Source organism: Sphingomonas sp. Ag1, from assembly GCF_000980895.1.
GTDB classification, from domain to species: Bacteria; Pseudomonadota; Alphaproteobacteria; order Sphingomonadales; family Sphingomonadaceae; genus Sphingomonas; species Sphingomonas panaciterrae.
Genome location: NZ_LAZX01000084.1, coordinates 1 through 20,932, shown reverse-complemented (window position 1 = coordinate 20,932; position 20,932 = coordinate 1). Strand labels below are relative to the sequence as shown.

Annotated in this window: 15 protein-coding genes and 1 pseudogene; 10 read left to right on the top strand and 6 right to left on the bottom strand. The window is 63.8% G+C overall.

Annotation, left to right across the window (positions count from 1 at the left end; translation table 11 throughout):
* Positions 1–243 precede the first annotated feature (243 nt).
* On the bottom strand, positions 244–1,200 hold the full coding sequence (locus tag XM50_RS05495) for a replication initiator protein A (protein WP_082102743.1): 957 nt from the start codon (positions 1,198–1,200) through the stop codon (positions 244–246).
* Between the two features lie 484 nt (positions 1,201–1,684).
* Here XM50_RS05495 and XM50_RS19985 point away from each other — a divergent pair, with 484 nt between their 5' ends.
* The 3 genes from XM50_RS19985 to XM50_RS20440 all read left to right on the top strand — a co-directional run bounded on the left by XM50_RS19985 (position 1,685) and on the right by XM50_RS20440 (position 2,900).
* Positions 1,685–1,858 (top strand): hypothetical protein, encoded by a 174-nt coding sequence (locus tag XM50_RS19985; protein ID WP_156167153.1) that lies wholly within the window; start codon positions 1,685–1,687, stop codon positions 1,856–1,858.
* A 241-nt stretch (positions 1,859–2,099) separates the two neighbouring features.
* Complete coding sequence (locus tag XM50_RS20445; protein WP_197075397.1) at positions 2,100–2,480, top strand: hypothetical protein; 381 nt, start codon at positions 2,100–2,102, stop codon at positions 2,478–2,480.
* A gap of 54 nt (positions 2,481–2,534) precedes the next feature.
* Positions 2,535–2,900, top strand: a complete 366-nt coding sequence (locus tag XM50_RS20440; RefSeq protein WP_197075395.1) for a hypothetical protein — start codon at positions 2,535–2,537, stop codon at positions 2,898–2,900.
* A gap of 118 nt (positions 2,901–3,018) precedes the next feature.
* Here the strand turns inward: XM50_RS20440 and XM50_RS21130 are convergent, their stop codons facing one another.
* Together XM50_RS21130 and XM50_RS05485 are read right to left on the bottom strand one after the other, a co-directional pair.
* On the bottom strand, positions 3,019–3,087 hold the full coding sequence (locus XM50_RS21130) for an excalibur calcium-binding domain-containing protein (RefSeq protein WP_082102766.1): 69 nt from the start codon (positions 3,085–3,087) through the stop codon (positions 3,019–3,021).
* A gap of 105 nt (positions 3,088–3,192) precedes the next feature.
* Complete coding sequence (locus tag XM50_RS05485) at positions 3,193–4,098, bottom strand: AraC family transcriptional regulator (RefSeq protein WP_046408051.1); 906 nt, start codon at positions 4,096–4,098, stop codon at positions 3,193–3,195.
* Positions 4,099–4,247: 149 nt separating this feature from the next.
* Here XM50_RS05485 and XM50_RS05480 point away from each other — a divergent pair, with 149 nt between their 5' ends.
* The 6 genes from XM50_RS05480 to XM50_RS19980 all read left to right on the top strand — a co-directional run bounded on the left by XM50_RS05480 (position 4,248) and on the right by XM50_RS19980 (position 15,065).
* A complete protein-coding gene (locus tag XM50_RS05480; RefSeq protein ID WP_046408049.1) occupies positions 4,248–4,973 on the top strand; it encodes an SDR family oxidoreductase in 726 nt (241 codons plus the stop codon).
* Between the two features lie 196 nt (positions 4,974–5,169).
* Positions 5,170–5,430 (top strand): hypothetical protein, encoded by a 261-nt coding sequence (locus tag XM50_RS05475; RefSeq protein ID WP_046408047.1) that lies wholly within the window; start codon positions 5,170–5,172, stop codon positions 5,428–5,430.
* 237 nt (positions 5,431–5,667) lie between these two features.
* On the top strand, positions 5,668–6,975 hold the full coding sequence (locus XM50_RS05470; RefSeq protein ID WP_046408045.1) for an O-antigen ligase family protein: 1,308 nt from the start codon (positions 5,668–5,670) through the stop codon (positions 6,973–6,975).
* 124 nt (positions 6,976–7,099) lie between these two features.
* A complete protein-coding gene (locus tag XM50_RS20435; protein ID WP_197075393.1) occupies positions 7,100–10,894 on the top strand; it encodes a beta strand repeat-containing protein in 3,795 nt (1,264 codons plus the stop codon).
* 110 nt (positions 10,895–11,004) lie between these two features.
* Positions 11,005–14,208, top strand: a complete 3,204-nt coding sequence (locus tag XM50_RS20430) for an autotransporter domain-containing protein (RefSeq protein WP_197075391.1) — start codon at positions 11,005–11,007, stop codon at positions 14,206–14,208.
* A gap of 311 nt (positions 14,209–14,519) precedes the next feature.
* Positions 14,520–15,065, top strand: coding sequence for a hypothetical protein (locus XM50_RS19980; RefSeq protein WP_231621863.1), 546 nt, complete (start codon positions 14,520–14,522; stop codon positions 15,063–15,065).
* Positions 15,066–16,864: 1,799 nt separating this feature from the next.
* Here the strand turns inward: XM50_RS19980 and XM50_RS05445 are convergent.
* Entirely contained in the window at positions 16,865–17,893 is a 1,029-nt protein-coding gene (locus XM50_RS05445) for a site-specific integrase (RefSeq protein ID WP_156167149.1), read from the bottom strand.
* A gap of 206 nt (positions 17,894–18,099) precedes the next feature.
* Positions 18,100–18,858: a PEPxxWA-CTERM sorting domain-containing protein gene (locus XM50_RS20755; protein WP_082102740.1), complete on the bottom strand. Its 759-nt coding sequence runs from the start codon at positions 18,856–18,858 to the stop codon at positions 18,100–18,102.
* Positions 18,859–19,150: 292 nt separating this feature from the next.
* Between XM50_RS20755 and XM50_RS05440 the strand changes: the two genes are divergently transcribed.
* Positions 19,151–19,831 (top strand): rhomboid family intramembrane serine protease, encoded by a 681-nt coding sequence (locus XM50_RS05440; protein ID WP_082102739.1) that lies wholly within the window; start codon positions 19,151–19,153, stop codon positions 19,829–19,831.
* Positions 19,832–20,408: 577 nt separating this feature from the next.
* On the opposite strand, the pseudogene XM50_RS05435 reads toward XM50_RS05440, so the two are convergent.
* A pseudogene (locus XM50_RS05435) lies at positions 20,409–20,932 on the bottom strand (thiol-disulfide oxidoreductase); the annotation flags it as partial.

The following is a 20,932-nucleotide window of genomic DNA, read 5'->3' as shown; positions in this document are numbered from 1 at the left end:
TGTGGTCACGGCCGGTTTCTCGCTAAGCGCCGACCCCATGCCGACACATCGACCTTCTTGTTGCAGGTTAAATCCAACATCGGAAGGCGTTACGGTTCGTGCTTTCGAGTATGAAATGCCGAAAAGTTCGTGCTTTCGAGTATCAACTGGCGCTTCTATTCGTGCTTTCGAGTATGAATTACGCCAATACTTCGTGCTTTCGAGTATGAATTACGCCGCATCTTGGGCGGTCGTCACGGACGATCAGACAGGTGATTCGTCTGATTCGTTCGCGAGCTGCGCTGCACGACGGGTGATCACCACATTGACGAGGGCCGCCTTGCGCCCGCGGCCCTTGCTTTCGCCCTCGCCATCGCCCGGTGCTTCGCCCTCGACCAGCGCGAGATCGTAATCGGGGATGATGTCCGTGCCCGCGATCTGCTTCAGCGCCGCGCGAAAATTGGGCAGCGGGTTCTGATAGCCGATCTGCAGCCGGAAGGTCGCAAGGTCGACCTCCAGCCGCTCCCCTTCGGCGTCGGGCGCCGTAGCGCGCGCCACCTCATAGATGCGCCGCTCGATCGGGCCGAGCTGGAAATAGGTGGCGGCATAATCGAGCACCTGGCGATCGCGCAGGATCGCACGGTACAGCCAGTCGCACAGCCGGACCTTGACCGCCTTCAGCCGCTTCTCGCCGGTGCGCGTCTTGGAATAATGCAGCCGCGCCTCGGACAGCCACGAGAAGAAGCCCTCCTCCCCTTCCCCGCCGGCCTCGATATTGGTCTTAATCTGCGTGCCCTGCAGCCGCTCGAGCGCCTCGGACAATCGCTGATAGGAGCGTGCCGAATGGTTCGAGCCGGTCGCGGTGAACAGGTCGTGCGCGGTGAAGACGAAATCCTGCGCGACTTGGTCGCCCGCCTCGAGCTTCGCGGCCATCAGGCTGGCGATATAAAGCACGATCTCCTTGTCGTAGATCGTCGCCACGCCGTTGGACGACGGGCGCACCTCGATCGAAACCGGGCCGTGATGATAGGCGAGTGGCTTCATCCAAGCGCTCTTGGCGAGCGCAAAGAAGGGGAACGCCATCAGCGAGCGCTCGCCACGGATCTCGCCAATCAGCGGGCTATCGAGCTGGAACAGGTCGCGCTGCGGGATGTCCCTGCGGCGCGCCGCGAGGGTTTTCGAAGCGGGTTTCTGCGGCGATCCGGACGGTGGGCGGCTCATGTTGGATTTCCTACTCGAAAGCACGAACTTTGGGGAGGCATCGCGGGTGATATGAGGGGAATAGGCGGTGAATGGCTGTTGGATTCGTGCTTTCGAGTAGGAATTCCTACAAGGTGCTTTCGGCAGTGGACTGCGGCGCCCGAAACGCCGACGTGTCTAAATGTCGACACGTCGGATGGCAGCGTTAGCCATTTCGGGACACGCGCGGCACTGTTGTTCTGGCTGACGCGGCCCAACACGCCTAAGCGCGCGCGATGCGACTGAACGACAGGAAATGGCTTATCGTGCCCAGCAACTGCGATCCCAAGGGTTAACCCTGTAACAGATCGGCGCCCGCCTTGGCCGCAGCGAAGGTGAGATCTCCAAACTGCTGCGCACCCCCGCGCCCATGCTAGTCACAGCTTGACGCGCCAGCGACACGGCGTAAGGAAACGCGGGCGCAATAAGCAATTGCCGAGGTTATGCACCGCGGCGGGAGGTTTGTATGCGTAACGATCCAGGATTCGACCCCTTCTTTGATGCCGTCCCGTTGCCCGAGCGCGACCGCCCGGCGCCGCAGCGCATGCTATTTGACGGCTGGTCCTACCAGCCGCTGGCGACCGAGCGCGACGATCGTGCCGTCATCGCCGCAACGGCCGGAATGCCCAAGAGCGGCTGATCCCACTAGCTTGCCCCCATCCACAGATGTAGCGGCGCCAAAGATGCAGCGCCGCTGTCGAGGGCAGGGGGGGCGCATAATCGGTGCACAGTGACACGTCGCACTCTCGACATGTCACCATGCCGAACATCCGTCGGATGCCACGGCCGGATCGTCGACGTTCGGCCATGCGCGCGGGAGCGCGACCGCGCCTGCCGGGTTCAACCGAAAAGCAACAAAAGCAACAGCGGCGAGGACACCTATGGCTTCGGATCCCATCCTCCTCATGGGCGGCACCGGCGCGATCGGGCAATTGTCGGCGCGGGCGCTGCGCGCCGCACATCCGGACGCAGCGCTGCTGATCGACGGGCGCGACATGGCGAAGGCCGAGGCAGCTGCGCGCGAGATCGGCGGGGCTGAGGGCGTCGTCATTGATCCTGACGGGCCCAATCTAGGGTTGGGCAAGCGCCAGGTCGGCGCCATGGCGGTCTTCTATTCGGACGATCGGCTGGCCGGGCTGCACTTCGCCCGCCAGCGCGGCGTGCCGCATCTCGGCATATCGTCCGGCATCTTCGAGATAGCACCGGAGGTGGCGATCTACATGAACCGGCCCGATGCCGCGCCGATCGTGCTGGGTTACTAATGGCGACGCGACGACGAGAACAAGGCCAGCTTCCGCGCGATCGATGGCACGGTGATGGCTGCGTCAGGCTTCTCCTCGATCGACGTCGCCGGGCTGGCGGCAGCAACCGGCGCGCGCGACATATCGTTCGATATTGCCACCGGCGTCAGCTCGTCCTGCCGGCGCGGCGAGCCCAAGTCGACCGAGATCATCATCGACCTGACAGGGGAGGGGCCGGACGGCGCTGCGCTGCGCACCCGCCATGCGGTGTTCCACCCGGGCGGCGCCGCGCCGCTGACCGCATTGGGCGTCAGCATGATCCTGGCGCGGCTGACCGGGCTGGACGGCGCGGCACCGACCCCGCCGGGATTGTACTTCCCCATCAAGTGCTCGATCATGCCGCTTATCTCGCCTGTTTGCGCGCGGAGGGCGGGGACGTGATCGCACTCGATATGGCGACGACGGCATAAACGTCAGCGTGCCGCCATGCCGACCTGTCGACATGTTGATATGATGGTCGCGTCCGACCTTCCGAGTACGCCGGCGTCGCGCTGCCGTGTCATCCACGACAAGGCTCACAGGCGATGCCGTCTCCGTCTCCATCCATGAGCAAAGAGTAGAACGCCATCGGTCAAGAAAGCACCAACGGCGTAACCACGTCGTTGGTGCTTTCTGCTGTCTATGTCGCAGCACGCACATGTCGCATTATCGACATGTCGCGCACTCTACATCGCTACGCCGCGCTGAGATAATCTTGCTCCGCCTGCAACCGGCCCACGTCCTGACGCGGCGGGGCGCCGAACAGACGGCGGTACTCGCGGCTGAATTGCGAGGGGCTTTCATAGCCGACCGCGAAGCCCGCTGCACCGGCGCCGGCGCCCTCCGCCACCATCAGCCGGCGCGCTTCCTGCAGGCGCAATTGCTTTTGGTAGTCAAGCGGCGTCAGGCGCGTGATCGCCTTGAAATGCTCGTGCAGCGACGATGCACTCATCCCCGCCGCAGCGGCGATGTCGCGCACGCGGAGCGGCCCGCGGAAACCCGCGCGGATATGCGCGATGGCTCGGCTCACCTGGTGAAGGTGGCTGTCGGCAGCCGCCAGATGGCGAAGCACCGATCCGTGCGGCCCGGCGAGCAGGCGGAACAGGATCTCGCGCTCGATCAGCGGTGCCAGCACTTCCGCCGCGTCGGGCTGATCGAGTAGCCCGACCAGCCGGCACGCGGCGTCGATCATATGCGGGTCACTGGGGTAGACCGCCAGCGCCGGCGCGCGCGCGGGGGAGGGGGAGGGGGACGCGCCGCCCTCGGCGACGATCAGATCGGCGAGCACTGCGAGATCGAGATTGATCTTGCAGCACAGATAGGGTTCGTCGGGCCGGGCGGTGATGATGTGCCCGGTCAGCGGCAGATCGAGCGAGACGACAAGATAGCGCGCGGCATCATAAACCAGGCTGTGATCGGCGATCGACACGCGCTTGGCGCCTTGGGCGATCAGGCAAAGAGACACTTCATAGACCGACGGGATCGGGAGCGTCGGCTGATCAGCGCGGAACAGCGACAGGCGGGGCAGGGGGGTGGCATACATCCCCGTGGCCGGCGCGTGCCGGGTGATGGTTTCCGCGAGTTGCTGCATCCGTTCCATGGGGCCGCCTGTCGGAGTGATCGCGCGCGCAAGCAAGACGGAGGTGCATCTTTCGGAGGATCGGGCAAGGATTGCGGGCGATCCTTTTACCGCCTGCTGCCCCGCTGGATGCATCTGGGGCCGGTCATCAGCAACGGGAGTTCACGACCATGACTGGCGTTACCGACAAGATCATTCTCATCACCGGCGCATCGAGTGGCATCGGCGCGGAAACCGCGCGCGAGCTGGCCGGCGCGGGCGCCAAGCTGTTCCTGGGCGCGCGCCGCGGCGACCGCCTGCAGGCACTGGCCGCAGAACTGGGCGGCGAGGTCGCCTGGCATGAGCTCGACGTCACCGACGCCGCCAGCTTCGACGCCTTCGCCGACGCGGCCGAGGCGCGCTTCGGCCGCATCGACGCCCTGGTCAACAATGCCGGCGTGATGCCGCTGTCGCCGCTCGCGGCATTGAAGCGCGACGAATGGAAGCGGATGTTCGACGTCAACGTTCATGGCGTGCTGAACGGCGTCGCCGCGGTGCTGCCGCGCTTCGTGGCGCAGGGCGGCGGGCATGTCGTCAACGTCGCCTCGATCGCCGCGCACATGGTGATGCCGACCGCGGCGGTCTATTGTGCCAGCAAGCACGCCGTCTGGGCGATCACCGATGGGCTTCGCCAGGGGCATGACGAGGTCCGCGCGACGATTGTCTCGCCCGGTGTGGTCGCAACCGAACTCGGCCACGACATCACCGATCCCGCGGTCGCCACGGCGCTGACCGAGTGGCGCAAGAAGTCGCTGACCCCCGATGCCATCGCCCGCGCGATCCGCTTCGCGCTGGAGCAGCCCGAGGGGGTGGACATCAACGAAGTGGTGGTACGCCCGACCGCGGCGGGGATGTGAAACCACAGGCATGATTGCACTCAGGTCGCTATGTCGCTTTGTCGACACATCGACCTGTAGCCTTGCGCGGGTGCCAGGCGCGAAATCCGGGACGAATCCGGCTTGCAACCAAGCCGCATCTGTGTCGTTTGTGGTTTCGGCGCTCTTGGCCCGTTTCGGGAAGCGACGCCATGTGCCTGTTGAAAAGGAAGATCACATGTTCGCCAAGATCCTGACCGCGACCGCCGCGACCGCACTTGTCGCCGCCCCTGTCACCGCCTCGGCCGCCCCTACCAACGCTGCCTCCAGCCTGTCGGTCAGCAAGTCCGTGCGCGCTTCCACCCCGACGAACGGCACCCAGAAGGCCGCTGCCGGCGCTGGCGGTATCGCAGGCATCGCGCTGGGCGTGCTGATCGCCGGCGGCATCATCTACGGCATCGTCGATAGCAGCGACGACAACGATTCCGACAGCAACTAAGCTGCGGGCCGGCGCTCCCTCTGGGAGCGCCGGGTAGCTCCACCTCCACACCGTTGATGTGATGCATCTCACTGAGCGGTATCAGGCTGTAATCAACCAGCAGTACCCGGGAATGCAACTTTAGGCATGTCGATACGGTGGCATTGGCCTTCGCAGTATTTTGAAGAATACTGGTCAACGCACATTTAACCTCATCAGCCTAGTTCATCTTCCCGCGAGACGCAGCGGAGGGGGACGGTGGGCCATACAGCGACGATGAAGCATTCGGTGCCGCGGCTGGACCTGTTCGGTTGGCTCGGAATAACGATCGGCGTGATCATGCCGGTGATCTCGGCGCTGCTTTATCCGGTTTACATGCACCAGATGCAGCCGGCCTGGGCGGAATGGACGCGGCTGATGGAATTGCCGTTCGTCGCCTGCGAACTGGTGATCATTCTTGTTGCCCGGGGGAAGGGATATCGCGATGTCCTGATCTGGCGAAAGCTGCCGCGGGACGTGATCGTGGCGCTTGGCCTGCTGCTCGCCGGGCTAGTGGTGAGCAGCGTGTTCGTTTCCAAGAACGTCGCGGCATCGGTCACCTTTTCAATCATCACCCTTGTTCACCTGCGCTTCTGCTCGGCGATCTTCTTCATGGCCACGAAGGAAGAGACAGGCGAAACCAAGCCTCCCATCTTTCATCGGTTCGGAGGGGGGCTGGTCGCTGGCCTTGCCGTTCTGGCGATCCTGACCATCTGGAAATTCCAGCTGCCCCCGCCCGAATGGACGGTGCTCGGCGGCAAGATCGAATGGGCATCCGCGCTCCCCGGCTTCATCAACGTACGCTATTTCGGATCCTGGACAGGTGCGATCGCCACCGGGCTTCTAGTGGCTCTGCTATACGGCGACCCCCGACGGGCCGGCATATACCGCCGGTGGTATCTGCTGGCAGCGGGACTGACCTTCTGGTCGGGCACGCGCGCGGCGGCGCTGGCGATGGGTGCCGTCACCCTGATCACGTTGATCAGCCTGCGCCGTCTACCCAGCGTGGAGGCCGTACTCCGTGTCGGGGCACTAAGCGCGCTTGCGATGCTTGGTGCCGTTGTCCTGGCGCCGAGCGAAGAGGCGTTCTCCTTGTTCGCACGGGACAATTTGGGCAGTGCCGATGCCCTGACGTCGGGGCGCCTTGCCTTGTGGCACGCTACCTTCGCACGGTGGCTCGAAGCGCCGTTGTTCGGTTGGGGATCCGGATCCACCTTCTGGGAAGTCAATGTCGGATGGTGGCACACGCAGCCGCACAATACTTTTCTGCTATTTCTGGTCTCTTGGGGTATCGTCGGCGCGGCGGGTGCACTGTGGCTTCTCGGCCGCGCAATTATCTCCGTTCATCGAAGTGCCATGCAGGACGACAGCCTGCGTCCGGTTGCGGGGACACTATATGCATTACTGTCGATGAGCATATTCGCGGGCATGCTCCATTATCCGCGCTTCGTTATGCTAATCATGTTATGCTTCGGCGTCTTGTTTGCTAAAACGTGTAACAATTCCTCCGGAACGATGGCCAACTGATTTTCCCTACAGCAAATCGTTCGACGCCGATCGCCATGCCCCGGAATGATCCGGTGCGGCACGCATCCGATCTCGACAGCCCCTGAACTGCTGCTAGGGCAAATTCCACATACAGGGGGATCTCATGGGTCGGAGTGGGGCGCTGCGGGGGCGGCGGGTGCCCGGTTATGCGCTGGGGACGAGCGCGATCGCCTTGGGGTTCGCGCTGGGGAGCCCGGCTGCGGCGCAATGTGCGCCTGACCCTACTGTCGCTAATGGCATCACCAATTGCACCGGAACCGACGCGGACGGGCTGACGGTCACGACCGACAACACCCGCGTCACTGTCGCGGCCGGCGCGGTCGTGCGGGCGGGCAATGCTAGTGCGGCGATCTCTCCGCAGGCGCTCGGCACGTCGCTGAGCGTCGCCGGGCTGGTCGACGGTGGCGTAAAGCCGGGTATCTTCATCACCAACGGCGCACCCCGGGAGGTTCCTTGTGATCCTTATGCGGGGGCATCACCGATCTATTGCGTGCCCGGCTGGACCCGGACGGTCTACCCTTCGTCGAGCGCATCGATCTCGGTCGCGGAAGGCGGCACGGTGTCGGGCGGCAATGCCATCCTGCTGCGCCGCGATCCCGCCAATACGAGCGGTTCGATCAACGCGACGGTGGACAATGCCGGGACGATCAGCGGGGCCGCAGGCGAGGCGATCCTGGCGAGCGACATCGTATTCGGCGAGCTGTCGATCACCAACGCTTCAACCGGCAGGATCAACGGCGGCATCGCCGGCCGGGTTTCGATGGTGACGAATGCGGGCTCGATCGACGGAGGCGCACGGGCCGCGATTGCAGGAACGATGTGGAACCTCACCGTCGTCAACACCGGATCGATCGTGTCGAGCGGCGCGCCGGCAACGCTGAGCGGAACCGGCCGCCTCTCCATCACCAACGCCGCTGGCGCAATGATCGGCGGAAGCCCGATCGCAATCCGCACCGCCGACAATCTGTCGCTGACCAATAACGGCACGATCAACGGATCGGTGATCTCGACGCTGACATCGAGCAGCGGCGCAAGCTTCGTCGATACCCGCAACGGCACGATCAACGGCGACCTGCTGCTGGGCGGCGGAAGCGACACGCTGTACGCGCGCTACGACGCGGCGACTGGGCTCGCGTCATCGATCACGGGAACGATCGATGGTGGTGCCGGCACCGACACGCTGGCGATCGACATCGACGCCGATACGACAATCGCTCATGCCGTGCTGCCGACCAATTTCGAGTTGCTCGGGCTCACCCTGTCGAACGACGCCGCGGTGACGATCACGCCCGGCTTCACTTCCGGCGGCCTGACGCTCTCCGGCAGCGGCACCGTCATCAACCAGGCGGCGCTGGTGACGCAGGGCCCGGCAGTGGGCGCATATGGCGTTCCTGCCGTTTCCTTCACCAACCAGGGTTCGATCACCGCGACGCTCGGGGGTTCATACCAGCGCTACGCCGTGCTCACGCCCCGCACGGTCAACAACGAAGGCACGGTCACCGCCATCGACGGCAACGGGGTGCGTGCCTCGGAATCGATTGCCAACAGCGGCACCATCACTGCCACGCAAATCGCAGTATCGGTCGATTATGCCGGGACGCTGACCAACAGCGGCACGATCCGCTCCACCGCCGGGATCGGCGCCAGCCTTTCCTATTCGGGCAATAGCGGCAGTTCCACCAACAGCGGCACGATCGAGGGTGCGGCCATCGGCGTGCAGTTGCTGGGCGGGCGTTTCAACAACACCGGCACGATCATTGGCGGCACCACCGGGGTGCATCTGATCGGCACGCTGAACAATGCCGCGGAAGGCACAATCACCGGCGCCACGGCGGTGGTCGGGAGCAGCGGCAGCCCGGCACGGATCATCAACGCCGGGACCATCAACGGCAACGTCGATTTCAGCTCGCCCTATGGTTATGATTACAGCAGCGACCTGTTCATCGACGATGGCGGCATTGTGAATGGCGCGATACTGTTGGGCGGCGGTAACGACACGCTGGTCGTGGCGCTGGGCGGCGATCCCACGCGCCCGCTCGCCGGGGCGACCGGCGGGGTGGATGCGGGCGCGGGCTATGACACGCTACGCTACCTGGTGAATGCCGATGCGGAGGCGTCGCTGGCGCTGGTGGGCGGGTTCGAGGGGCTGGCGTATGAGCTGGCGGACAATGCCGCGCTGACGCTGACTGCGGCGAGCCCGATCGCCACCACGATCGGGCTGGCAGGCAACGGCACCGTGACGCTGAACGGCGCGCTATCGACGACCGATCGCTCGGTAGTCGATACCATGATCTCGACCGTCGCGCAGCTGACGGGGGAGGGCACCGGCCCAGAGCACGCGCTCTCATTCATCAACAACGGCGATCTCACGCTCACGACCAGTGTGCAGGGTTATGTTTACAACCTGGCCGCGATCAACGCCGGCACCATCTATGCCAGCACCGTCGACATCACCAACAACGGCACGATCACCGTCACCAACGCGCCGGACGTATATTATCCCGCAGCAGCGATCCTCGGCGGATCGCGCGTCGCCAATGCCGGCACGATCACGCTATCGGGCGGTGGCACCGCAATCAGCGGCGCGCAGGATGTCGAGAACAGCGGCACGATCACCGTGTCGGGCAATTCTGGCTTGGGCATCACCGGCTTCGACACGCTTGCCAACAGCGGCACGATCCGTGCCGACAATGTCGCGGTGCAGGGCGGCTATGGCTGGCAGACCCAGATCACCAACACCGGCACGATCGAAAGCCTGAACGGCACCGCGGTGGTGGCGGGCTACTACGGATCGCTCGTCAACGAAGCGGGCGGCACGATCCGCGGCGTCACCGCGATCGACCTGTCGAACGGCATGACAGTGACCAACCGCGGCACGATCATCGGCAATGTATCGGCGTCCTTCTATGGCTATGGTGCGACCTATGTCGCCGATGGCGGCACGCTGACCGGCAATCTCTCCTTCGGCTCGGGTAACGACACGCTGATCCTGTTCGGCGAGACGACCGGCATCAGCGGCACGATCGACGGCGGGGCAGGGACCAACACGTTGATCCATGCGCGCCGGGCGAGCGGCACCGTGACGCTGGGGTCGATGGCGCTCACCAACTTCCGGGCGGAGGGCATACGCGCGCTTGGCAGCGACACGCAGGCGACGGTGCGCGCCGATGGGCCCTTCGTTGGTGACTTGGCTCTGTCAGGCGACGGCGCGATCACCAACACCGCGGCGATCACCGGCCTGGTGCAGGCGGCCGCTTTCTACCAGAACGATCCCACCACGATCGACCTTGCGGGCCCGCTCGCCTTCACCAACGAAGGGACGATCGAAGGCGGCTTCACCGGCCCGGTGCGCAGCTTCGCCAACCGCGGCACGATCACCGGCACGCGCGACGGCGACGTGGCGGTCGGCATCCAGGCGATCGACACGCTGGCGTTCGACAACAGCGGCAGCATCAGCAACGGCGACACGCTGGCCGTCAGCCTGTCCAGCTATGACGCCGGCGCGATCACCGCGGCCAACAGCGGCACGATCACTGGCGGCTTTCACCTCGGCCTGCAGCAGAATTACCTTTTCCCCGGCGAGGAGCGGCCGGTCGCGGCCATGGCGGCATCGCTGACCAACAGCGGCAGGATCGCCACCAGCGCGGGCGCCGGCGTGTCGATCACCATCGACGTGGCGAACGAGGTGGCGGGACACGCGACCCTCATCAATAGCGGCACGATCGAAGGATCGGGCGAGAACGGACTGGGCGCCTACCTCGGTTTGAACGGCTATTACGGCCCGCTCGGCAGTGCGGCAATCGAGGTGAGCAACGCCGGCACGATCCGCGCCAATGGCGGGGCAGCAGCCAGGTCTTCACCGACTGGTATGGCGACACCTATCGCGAAACCGATCTAGCGGCCGCGCTGTGGCTCGATGGCCCTCGCCCGGGGGCAACGGCTACGATCGCCAACAGCGGCACGATTGAGGCAACGGGCGACCTGTCGGCCGCGATCGTGGCGCGGGACGTGGCGCTTGATCTTTCCAACAGCGGCACGATCCGCGGCGGGGCAGGGATGGTGCTCAGCGCCGACGACTGGCTCGGCCAGTCGATCGGCACGCCCTATTTCGCCGGCGCGATCCAGACGATCGGCGTGGGCGACCATCGCATCACCAACACCGGCACGATCATCGGGTCGATCGCGCTAGGCACGGGCAACGACCGGATCGAGAACCACGGCCGGATCGAGGGCAACGTGTTCCTCGGCGAGGGCGACGATACCTTCCTGCAGCACGCCAGCGCGGTGCTGATCGGCACCGTCGATGGCGGCACTGGCAGCAACAGCCTCATCGTCGATGCGACGGGGGGCGGTGCGGTAAACGGCGACCAGTTCCTCAACTTCGATCGCTTCGCGCAGATCGGCGAGGGCAATGTCGCATATTCCGGCACGTTCCGCTTCAGCACGATCGGCGTGGTGGGCGGCACGATCACCGTCGCGGCCGGCGAGACGCTGCGCAGCGCGGGCCACGTCACCGTCACCGGCAGCGATGGTGCGGAAACGCTCGACAATCGCGGGACGATCGCGGGCGCGGTGTCGCTGGGTGGCGGCAAAGACCGTGTCGAGAACCGCGGCACGATCCTGGGCCCGGTCCTGCTGGGTGAGGGCAATGACGTGTTCGTTGACCATGCCGGCAGCAGCGCCGGGCTGGTCGATGGCGGCTCTGGCACCAACCTCTACCAGGTGGTGCTGGCGGGGAACCGCAGCAGCATCAGCGCACGCACCGGCTTCCAGCGGCTCGCGGTGGAGGGCCGCGGCACGCTGTCGCTCGCGCTCGACCAGGGCTTCGAGCAGATCGTGCTGGCCGGCACCGGGCTCAACCTGTCGCTGGGCGCTTTCAGCGTTGGCCGGGTGAGCGGCAGCGATGCGGCCGAGACGTTGGTGGTGGACGGCGACATCGCCGCGATCAACCTGGGCGGCGGGGACGACGTACTGTCGCTGGGCGCGGCGCGCGGGGCCGGCCGTTACGAAGGCGGCGCAGGCAATGACGTCCTGCGCTTCACCGCGACCGGCCCGGTAGAACTGGCGGGCAGCGCAACCGGGTTCGAGCAGATCGACCTGGCCGGCAACGCGCTGACGGTCAGCGGCACATTGGGCATGGCGGGGGCGCTGCTGGCGTTCGGGGCGGGCGACCAGCAAGTAACGGTCGCCAATGGCGGCGCGCTCGCGGGGACGATCGACCTTGGCGCGGGTAACGGCACGCTGCGCCTCGCCGCTGGATCGGTGCTGACCGGCACCGTTTCGGGCGGCGCGGGCACGGACCGCGCGATCCTGGAACTGGCGGGCGACCGAACGCTGGCGGACGGGATCCTTACCGAGTTCGAGCTGCTCGCCAGCGAAGGCACAGGCGGGCTGACACTGGTCGGCGCCCACGGTTATCAGAGCGTCGATGCGGGCACCGACCTGACAGTGGCCGGCGATGCGGCGCTGACCGCCGATCGGGTCCAGTTCGGTGCACGCGACGATCGCTTCACCATCACCGGCCGCTTCGCCGGCAGCGTGGATGGCGATGCAGGCAATGACACGATCGCGGTAGCGGGCGGCAGCGCGGCAGCGCCGGTCGCCTTTGCCAGCGTCAGCAACGTCGAACGCTATGTCCAGTCGGGCGGCTTCGCGGCGGTGGCGGGCAATGCTACATTCGGCTCTGTCGACATGTCGGGTGGTCGGCTGGTCGGGTTGTCGGGATCGATGATCAGCGCCGGACAGATCACCGTCGACCGCGGCGCGACCTTCGGCTCGGCGGGAACGGTGAACGGCAACCTTGCTGTTGCCGGTACGCTGAGCCCGGGCGCCAGCATCGGCACGATGACAATCAACGGCAACGTCACGCTGGCGGGCACCTCGACTTCCCTGTTCGAGATCGCGGCAACCGGTGCGGACAAACTGGTGGTCAACGGCGCGCTGGCGATCGAGGCGGGTGCAACGCTGCAGCTCGTGCCGGGCGGCACGCTTCGTCCCGGCACCTCCTATGACCTCGTCGTTGCGAGCGGCGGGATCACCGGCGGCTATGCCACGGTGCTGAAGCCCGACAGCCTGTTCGGCTTCGTGGTGCAGCGCGCCGACCGCATCCAACTGCTCGGCCAGTTCCTCGGGGACGCCGGCTTCTCACCACAAGTAGCGCGCTCGATCGCTTATGCCAATGCGACGCTGTCGACCCAGCCGGCAACGAGCAATCTGTTCGCGGCGCTGCCCGCGCTGCTCACGGCAGGGGGTGCCTCCGACCCGCGCGCTTTCGCGCAGCTAACGCCCGAAGCCTATGCCTCGGCGACGCAGCTCGGCGTCGACAATGCGCTGACGCTGGCGGGCGTGGCACGCGGCGAGGGCTTCGCGACTAGGCGCGAGGATCCGGGGCTGTTCACCTTTGCGCAGACGGTCGGCCAGTGGCACCGGCTGGGCCGTGATACGGGCGAGGGTACGGCGAGCGCACGCGCGCAAAGCTACGGCTTCATGGGTGGCATCGGCTATGGCGATCGCGACTGGATGGTGGGCGGCTTCGCCGGCTACCTCAATTCACGCCAGCAGATCGATGTGCTGGGTGCGCGCACCAAGAGCGATGGCTTCGTCGCCGGCGTCCATGGTCGCTATGCGGCGGATAGCGGGATCGGGTTCAGCGCGTCGCTGCTGTACGACGGCGGCGAGGCACGCACCGAACGCGCCTTGCCGGGTGGGGCGAGCACGATCGGGCGCTACGACCTGAACAGCTGGGTCGCCGACGTGACCGTCAGCTATGCGATCGACATGGGCAGCGAGTGGGCAATCAAGCCAAAGCTAGGCGTCACCTACATCCGCACCACGCGCGACGGCGTGGCGGAAGCGGGCGGCAGCGCCTTTGCGCTGGACGTGACGCGTGATCGCCATGTCGCTGGGTTCGTCGACGGCGGAGTGACGTTCGGCCGCAGCACCGCATCCGAGGCGGCCTTCCGCCCATCAATTACGCTGGGGGCGCGCGGCCAGATCGACGGCAAGCGCGCGGATGCGCTCGGCCGCTATGCCGGCGGTGGCTTCGATCTTGCTGCTTTCGGCGCCAGCCGCGCGCCGCTGGTCGGCACCGCAGCGGGCACGGTGGTCTATCGCTTCGGCGCAGGCGTCGACCTGTTCGCGACCGCCTCGGCACAGACCGGCACGGACGATCACCAGGAAGCGATCATGGCCGGGGTGCGGATCGGCTTCTGATCCGGTGGGCGGCGGGTCACGGCTCGGCTTGCCGCCCATCCGGCGCCTCGTCCCTCGTCGCTGCGCCGAGTTGGTGCGCAGCGGTGACGCGCTTCACCTGCGCAATGGTGCATCGGCGAGTTTGGGCCGTCCCTGCGCTGCTCATACCGGCGTCGCGCAACGAAGCGGCGCTGCTGGACGGTGAAGCGTCGCAAGCGGTCTGTAGCGCAACGCGCAGCGGCCTGTCCTGCATCGCTTCCAGCACGATGGCGCGGCGCTGGCGCTGTCGAAACTAAGGCTGTTTCTGCCCATGGCAACGGTCCGAACGCTTGTTGAAAGCGGCTAAGCGGTCCTTTCCGGATCGACACTTTGATGCTCGCACGCCTGTTCTGAAGTACAGCAAGCGCGAGAAGTGGCCGACGACGACCTCTAGTCATCCACCCGCATCAAACTGGAAGGAATGCGGCGTCAACAGCTCCAACGCCTCGGCCCACGGCGTGATCGGCGCCAGTTACCTCGACGTACATTCACGATCCTTTGAGATTGACCCGGTAGAGCTCGGTCGAGACGATCCTCGGTGGAGGCGATGGCGCGATCGCGCCTTCCACACCACCGGGGTAAAAACTGGGGTTCGAGCGGTGGCCGGAACACAAGAGGGTGAAGCGGTGCGCATGATCACCTTGGGAGACCCGGAAACGGTTCCCGATAGTGCGGTCGAGTTGGCCTATGCGCTGGTGCGGACCGTCGGCGCTGCCGAGGCGCGGGATCTTATCGTCCACGGTATCAGATCTGCGCCGAATGATCGAAGCGACGTCGTCGATGGCTGGGTAGCACTGGCGGCCGGAATGGATGTGCTGGCGCGGGCTACCAGGCACTGACGACGAAACTCGTGATCAGTGGCCACCGTTCGAGATCCGGGCGATGGTCGTCGAGCAAGCGGTTGTATAACCAAGGCGTGGCGCCGCCCACGGCGTCTAGTCGTTTTCGGAAGCCTTATCGATGCGCTGGGCTGCAGTAACTGCCTCGCGCTCCTGCTTTTGGACGATAACGCGCTCGGCGCGGTTTGCCATAACCTCCCAAGCCAAAGCTGCACGTTCGGCTCGATCCCGCACGTTTTGCAACGGCGATCCGCTTGCATTGGCGCGTTCCGTCGCCGCCCGGGCCCGAAAAGTCGCTGCGTCTTCCGTCACGAGATACCGCCTATGGGCGAACCATTGGTGGCTCGCAGCGCCAAGGTATGACCTTTGAGGACAGATAGCCAATCAAACAAGTTGCATCAGTTCGGAGGCTTGCGACGCGGCCAATTCCATCGCTTCTTCGTTTCGCCCGCGCTCTCCACGTGTTCCTCAGTGTCATCGCTGACGATCGACTTATCTACCGACTTGCCGCGGCCGGCTGGCGCGGTGTCCACAACCGTCGCAGGGATCTCGCTGAACTCGCGGATCAGATTACTTAGTGCTGGGTCGAGGCGAGTCGCCGGCCTGTAAGCGCGACGTAGGGAGCACCCAAGACTGTACAGCTCCGCAACCTGCCGCGATTTGTAGCGGCTGCTCTCCCAATCGTCCACTTGGCGCCCCCGCCGAGTCGCACAGCAAGATGCCGGCGGCTGGAGCGGCTATACCAACCGAATGCTTTCAATTACTTTGCTCTAGCGCGCACAATTGGGCACCCAATCTGCGTGCCCACCCTGTGGCTTGCAGTAATGGGGGCGCTTCGCCGTCCACCCGCATCCGCTGGGCAGGATATGGTGCCACCAGTTCCATCGTCTCAGTTAGGGGCGCGCGCTCCTCATCCTCATTGTTCAACAGCAACGGCATCGCCTTTGGGTGAGTTGGTCCGACCGGCTGTTCGGCTCAGTCGTCAGGAATGCAAAGACGGCGCCGCTCTCGGCGAAGCTGTCGATCGGCCGGCTCGTCGGTTCGGTAGCCGTTTGTTAACCTTTCTTCTTCATTAAGGATGAGCAAGCCGGGATGCCCATCCCCCCATGAACCCGGTTTGTTTCAGGTGCCCCGCCTTCGCCCCGCAAAGCTCGGGCGGGGCACTTGCCTAGACCGTTCGGGCCTTGCCGCAGGCATCCACGATGGTCCGGTGACGCTTGCTCCGTGCCGCTTGTTTTCACGCCAGAATGGTCGATCATCACGAGCAGCCCGGCGCTAGCCCGCTGCTGGCTCCGCAAGCACCTCGCATCCATAGGGGCCGCGAGCGTCGTGCTTGCGTTGCAGACTTGGTTGCCCCGCCACTGGGCAGGCCCGTCGGGGCTTTGATGAAGTTCAATCATTGCTGATGCCGTCACCCTTCCGGCTTGCGTTGTTAACCATGCGAGACAAGACTGCTATCTGCGAATCGGCGCCCCAGCCTTTCAGGCTAGACCCGCTCGCAACAGGGTTGGCGCGGCGTCTCCACAACACCCCCAAAAGGCGTCGCGCCTGCTTCTTACTTCGGCCGCTTATCCGCGCCTGGGATGCGGTGAAGCTTATCCGCGAACGGCTCGATCTCCACCTCGTTGTCGCTAGCGCCAGGCAGCAGCGCGTCACGCAGCCACGCTGGTTCGGGTGCCTTAATCATTGCTCCTAGTGTTGGTCGTAGAAGCGACGGGCAGACGCCATGAGGAACGCCAGCCACAACACATGTCGACAAGCCGCTTTGTAGACATGTGCACACCTATGCAAAACTCAGATTACAGGAAGCGCTGACCGGCATGATCCTTGAACAGCTCTGCATTGCGGACATAATCAGACAGGATCTGCACCGACTTGTGGCGGCTAACTTCCTGCAGCTTGAAGATCGTCGCGCCTTGCGAGGCGCCTTCGGTGAGGAAGCCCGCCCGCAACGAATGGCCGGCAAATTGTGTCGGATCGTACCCGGCTGCCGCGGCATGCTGTTGCACGAGACGCGCGATTGCACGATCGGACATCGGGGCAGGGGTGAGCGCGCCGCCCCGCGACAATCGGCGGAAGAGAAATCCGTCACCATGCCCCGCCGCTGCTATCCAGGCGAGTAGCATCGCCTTGGGACGGATCCGCGAGCCTTCCGGGATCGCGATCACCGCGCCGTGCCGCGCCTGATCGGTTTTCGACCGCGCAATTGTAAGCCGCAAGCCTTCGGGCACAATCGCAACATGATCGACCTCCAGCGCGACGATCTCCGATCGTCGCAGCGCGGCAGCCATGCCGATCGCGAGGATCGCGCGGTCGCGCAAGGACCGAAGATCGTCGCCCTCGATGGCGGCAAGCATGTTGCGCAGCGCAGCCGCATCGGCCGGACGCTTCTGGCGCTTGGCGCCGCCATGCTCGGCGCGGATGCCAGCGAGCACCTCGGCGAGCCGCCCGGCGGTCGGCAGCGCGGTCGGCGCCGGATAGCCGCCGGCACGATGATAATGGCCGATCGCCGCAACGCGCCGGTTGATCGTCGACGGATTGCGCCCCGCATCGGCCTGGTCACTGGCAAACACCGCAACAACATCCGGCGTAGCCGGCAACGCGGTCAGACCATGCGCATCGCACCAGGCGGTGAAGATCGCCCAGTCGGACTCATACGCGCGCCTGGTCGCGCCCGCGCGCGCGGCCTTGGCGTAGGCTGCGGCACGCTCGATCTTGGCATTGAGGATCGCCGGCAGCGCCGGTTGCGCCGGATCGAGCGCAACGAGCGCGGTTTCATGCCCGCGATCGGCGGGGTCGAGCATGGGCAGGGAAGGAGACGCAGCCATCAATAGCGTCTGCCACAGCGATTTCGGACGCGCCAGCCTTGTGTCCGAGAATGACGCTTATCGGACATAGAGCCGCAAAAAAGGTGCGGCGCTGCATCGAAGCGTCGCACCTGATTGTTGAAAAGGAAAACCGACATCCGCTTAGCCGTGGTGACGCTTAAGGTCGCCACTTGCTGCAATGCCGTCATTGTCATAGCTCAATAGAACTAAGCAGCTGCGAGGGTTCGCTCTTGCTGCTTCCTCTTGCGCCGCATCGCTCCGCCAATGGAGCCGAAACCGATCAACATCATTGCCCAAGTCGATGGCTCGGGAACTGCTGGAACGGAACCGATATCGACTGTCCCGTACCTGATCGTGCCACCAGCGACAATGAACTCACCAGCACCGTCCCCATAAAACGAAATGGTTTTAAAGGTGTTCGAACTGTCGATAGCTCCCACAAAGTTGTAGAAGCCTTGACCGGCAGGGATACCGGGATTGTCGTTGCTGTCGTTGGCAGTTGCAACGAGACGTGTTGCTCCTCCATCAAATGCAATATAGAGAGATGAAGGATAGCAGCAGGTCGCCCAATCGCCGATTTCTAAACCAAAGGCGTTAATGGGATTCGCGAAAGAGAATGTCAGACCTGACGAGGGAAATGGAGAGTCTGGATCGATTCCAATCGAGTCTCCACCGATAGCCGAGCCTGAGGTATTGGTGCTCACCGGCAAGTAACCACTGTCTATAGACCTGAAACTGCCGTCAGTAGAGCTTATGGTGTATCCGCTGCGCACCCAGGAGCTTCCCAAAGACAGATTGGAAAGCGTATCAAGCGTAACAGTACCACCATTGCTAGTTATAGTGTTGTCAAAGGCCGTAGTTTGGTTCTTTACTGGCCCGTTCTGAATGGCTTGCCCGATCGCTGGTGAGGAACTTGCCATTACAGCAATGACTGCAGCCGCAACCATAGATTTCTGGTTCTTCATACCGATTCCCCTTGTTTATCAAGGAAGTCCTTGATTCGTGGAATGCTTCGCCAGGACAATGTAGGAAGGTTGCCTGGCAGCTACGCAGAACAGATTGGTGCGACCCGACTCGTATGGTTAATGGAATGATATGCACGAGATCCAAGAAAGTAAAATGCTATTAAACAGGGGGGGATTAGCATGGTATGAGCAGAGTTTTGATGAACGTCACTTTTTGTTCGTCAAAGGGATTTGGATGGTATGCCCGCAGTTCAGCCTCCTACGGTGATCTGGATCAGACTGTCGACCCGGCGTGGAGCAGGTAATCATGGTTGTTGATCCCGCGCCAGACGTCGGTTCGGATACTCTGTTTTTGCGCCAGTGGAGCGTACCATGGCACTCGCATATTGTGCCGATCGCCCTGAGCTTGGTGGTTGCCGTGGTCTTTCTCTGGGGCGGTGTACCGGTCGCTTCTCATTGGGCACTCTCCTGGCGAGCCATCGAGAATGGACGAGTAATGCCGCTCGTCCTGCATGTGTTTGCGCATGGCGGGTGGTTACACGTGCTTTTGAACCTAAGTGCGCTCCTCTTCCTCAGTGCGCCGTTGATATCGCGTCTGGGCCAGCCACCGTTGGCTTGGGTACGCTACCTCTACATGCTGATCGGAAGCGGCATTTCGGGAGGGGTGCTCTTCCTCCTGGTCAATCGCGACTCAGATGCATCCGTGCTGGGCATTTCAGGGGCGGTGTTTGGTCTTGTGGCCGCCCTGACGCGCGTGCACCCCGCGACCGGAAGTCTGGTCAGCGTACGATCGCAAAGAACTTGGCTGCTGGTTAAATTCTTTGTCCAAAACCACCTGGCGCTGTTCCTGCTCTTGGCGATCATGGCTGTCCTTTCCGGGCGGTGGATAGGACTTGCCTGGGAAGCCCATTTGGGCGGCCTGCTGTTCGGCTTCTTTGCCACGCCACTGTACCTTGAGCGATCCGACAAATAGCAGGCCGCACCTGCCGGTCGGAACATGATTTTTCGTCTGAGAGGCGGACCAACGCTCAAGGAAGTGTCGGGATATGCTTTGTGCAAGCGGCGCTACTCCGTTTCCACGTCACACCCGGGCTGTTCAGCGACGGAAGGCCGCTCCGCCTCCATCCACCAACCGGGTTCACCCTTGGATATCGCTGATGCGCCTTCCGTAGCCTTCCGTCCGGGGAGCATTCACGGCCATGAAGTATAGCGTGAACTGCACATGTCTGGGATCATCTGACACGATCATCTTCCATGGACGCCCACACCAAAAGTTCTCCGCCGGCCTGCTGAGCAACGCCAATGCTCGGGTCTCAGAAAAGCAGGTGGTTTAAATGCAACGTGCGATGAGGACTTTCGGCTACACAAGAAAGCGTAAACGGCGATGCTGCTCCAGCATCGCCGATCGGCGGCCAGCGCGGACTCGTCGACCGGCGACACCGACTCGCTAACTACCCTCTCTCAAAAACCAGAACAGCGCGATACTTCGCTCCGTTACCAAGTTGCTCAGTGAGCCAGCAAAGCCGCTCCCCCTTCGCAACGGCTTATGTTCAATGCGTGCACTTCTTCGGTCGGTCCCAGTCGACTGGTTTGAAGTCCAGTAGCTTCGTTTCTATCCAGTTTGGACGATAACCGGTGTAGGTTGCGGCGGTTACATGGTGATAGGTCTTGCCGTCGATTACGTAGGTGACCCACTCTTTGGGGTTGCCGATGATCCGGAGTGCAAGATCATGCTCAACCAGATAATTTCCGCTGGCTCCTTGACGCCGCAGCTTCTCGGAAGACGAGTCGATGATCCTTGCCGTTTTCTGCTGGTAGGGAAAAAGGTACGGCGGGGTAGAAAACAGCAGATGGTTAGTGCTTCCGCCCTCAGTATGGAGGTTGCTGAACATCGCGATCGAACTCTCGGTCTTCAATCCGATATACGGAGACCAGCAGGATACAAAGAGCACAACCGGTATCCCGTAAAGCCACCAAGGTCGCGGCCGGACCGGCGAGAACTCCCAATGAGCCATGGAGACGAGAGCGGCTCGGATGATGAAGATCATCGCAGCACTGAACCGCCCCGGGTTTG

What these genes read in the sequence shown, in the direction of transcription:
- XM50_RS05495 (WP_082102743.1), bottom strand. Translation starts at nt 1,200, where the DNA reads ATGAGCCGCCCACCGTCCGGATCGCCGCAGAAACCCGCTTCGAAAACC.
- XM50_RS19985 (WP_156167153.1), top strand. Translation starts at nt 1,685, where the DNA reads ATGCGTAACGATCCAGGATTCGACCCCTTCTTTGATGCCGTCCCGTTG.
- XM50_RS20445 (WP_197075397.1), top strand. Translation starts at nt 2,100, where the DNA reads ATGGCTTCGGATCCCATCCTCCTCATGGGCGGCACCGGCGCGATCGGG.
- XM50_RS20440 (WP_197075395.1), top strand. Translation starts at nt 2,535, where the DNA reads ATGGCTGCGTCAGGCTTCTCCTCGATCGACGTCGCCGGGCTGGCGGCA.
- XM50_RS05485 (WP_046408051.1), bottom strand. Translation starts at nt 4,098, where the DNA reads ATGGAACGGATGCAGCAACTCGCGGAAACCATCACCCGGCACGCGCCG.
- XM50_RS05480 (WP_046408049.1), top strand. Translation starts at nt 4,248, where the DNA reads ATGACTGGCGTTACCGACAAGATCATTCTCATCACCGGCGCATCGAGT.
- XM50_RS05475 (WP_046408047.1), top strand. Translation starts at nt 5,170, where the DNA reads ATGTTCGCCAAGATCCTGACCGCGACCGCCGCGACCGCACTTGTCGCC.
- XM50_RS20435 (WP_197075393.1), top strand. Translation starts at nt 7,100, where the DNA reads ATGGGTCGGAGTGGGGCGCTGCGGGGGCGGCGGGTGCCCGGTTATGCG.
- XM50_RS05445 (WP_156167149.1), bottom strand. Translation starts at nt 17,893, where the DNA reads ATGGCTGCGTCTCCTTCCCTGCCCATGCTCGACCCCGCCGATCGCGGG.
- XM50_RS20755 (WP_082102740.1), bottom strand. Translation starts at nt 18,858, where the DNA reads ATGAAGAACCAGAAATCTATGGTTGCGGCTGCAGTCATTGCTGTAATG.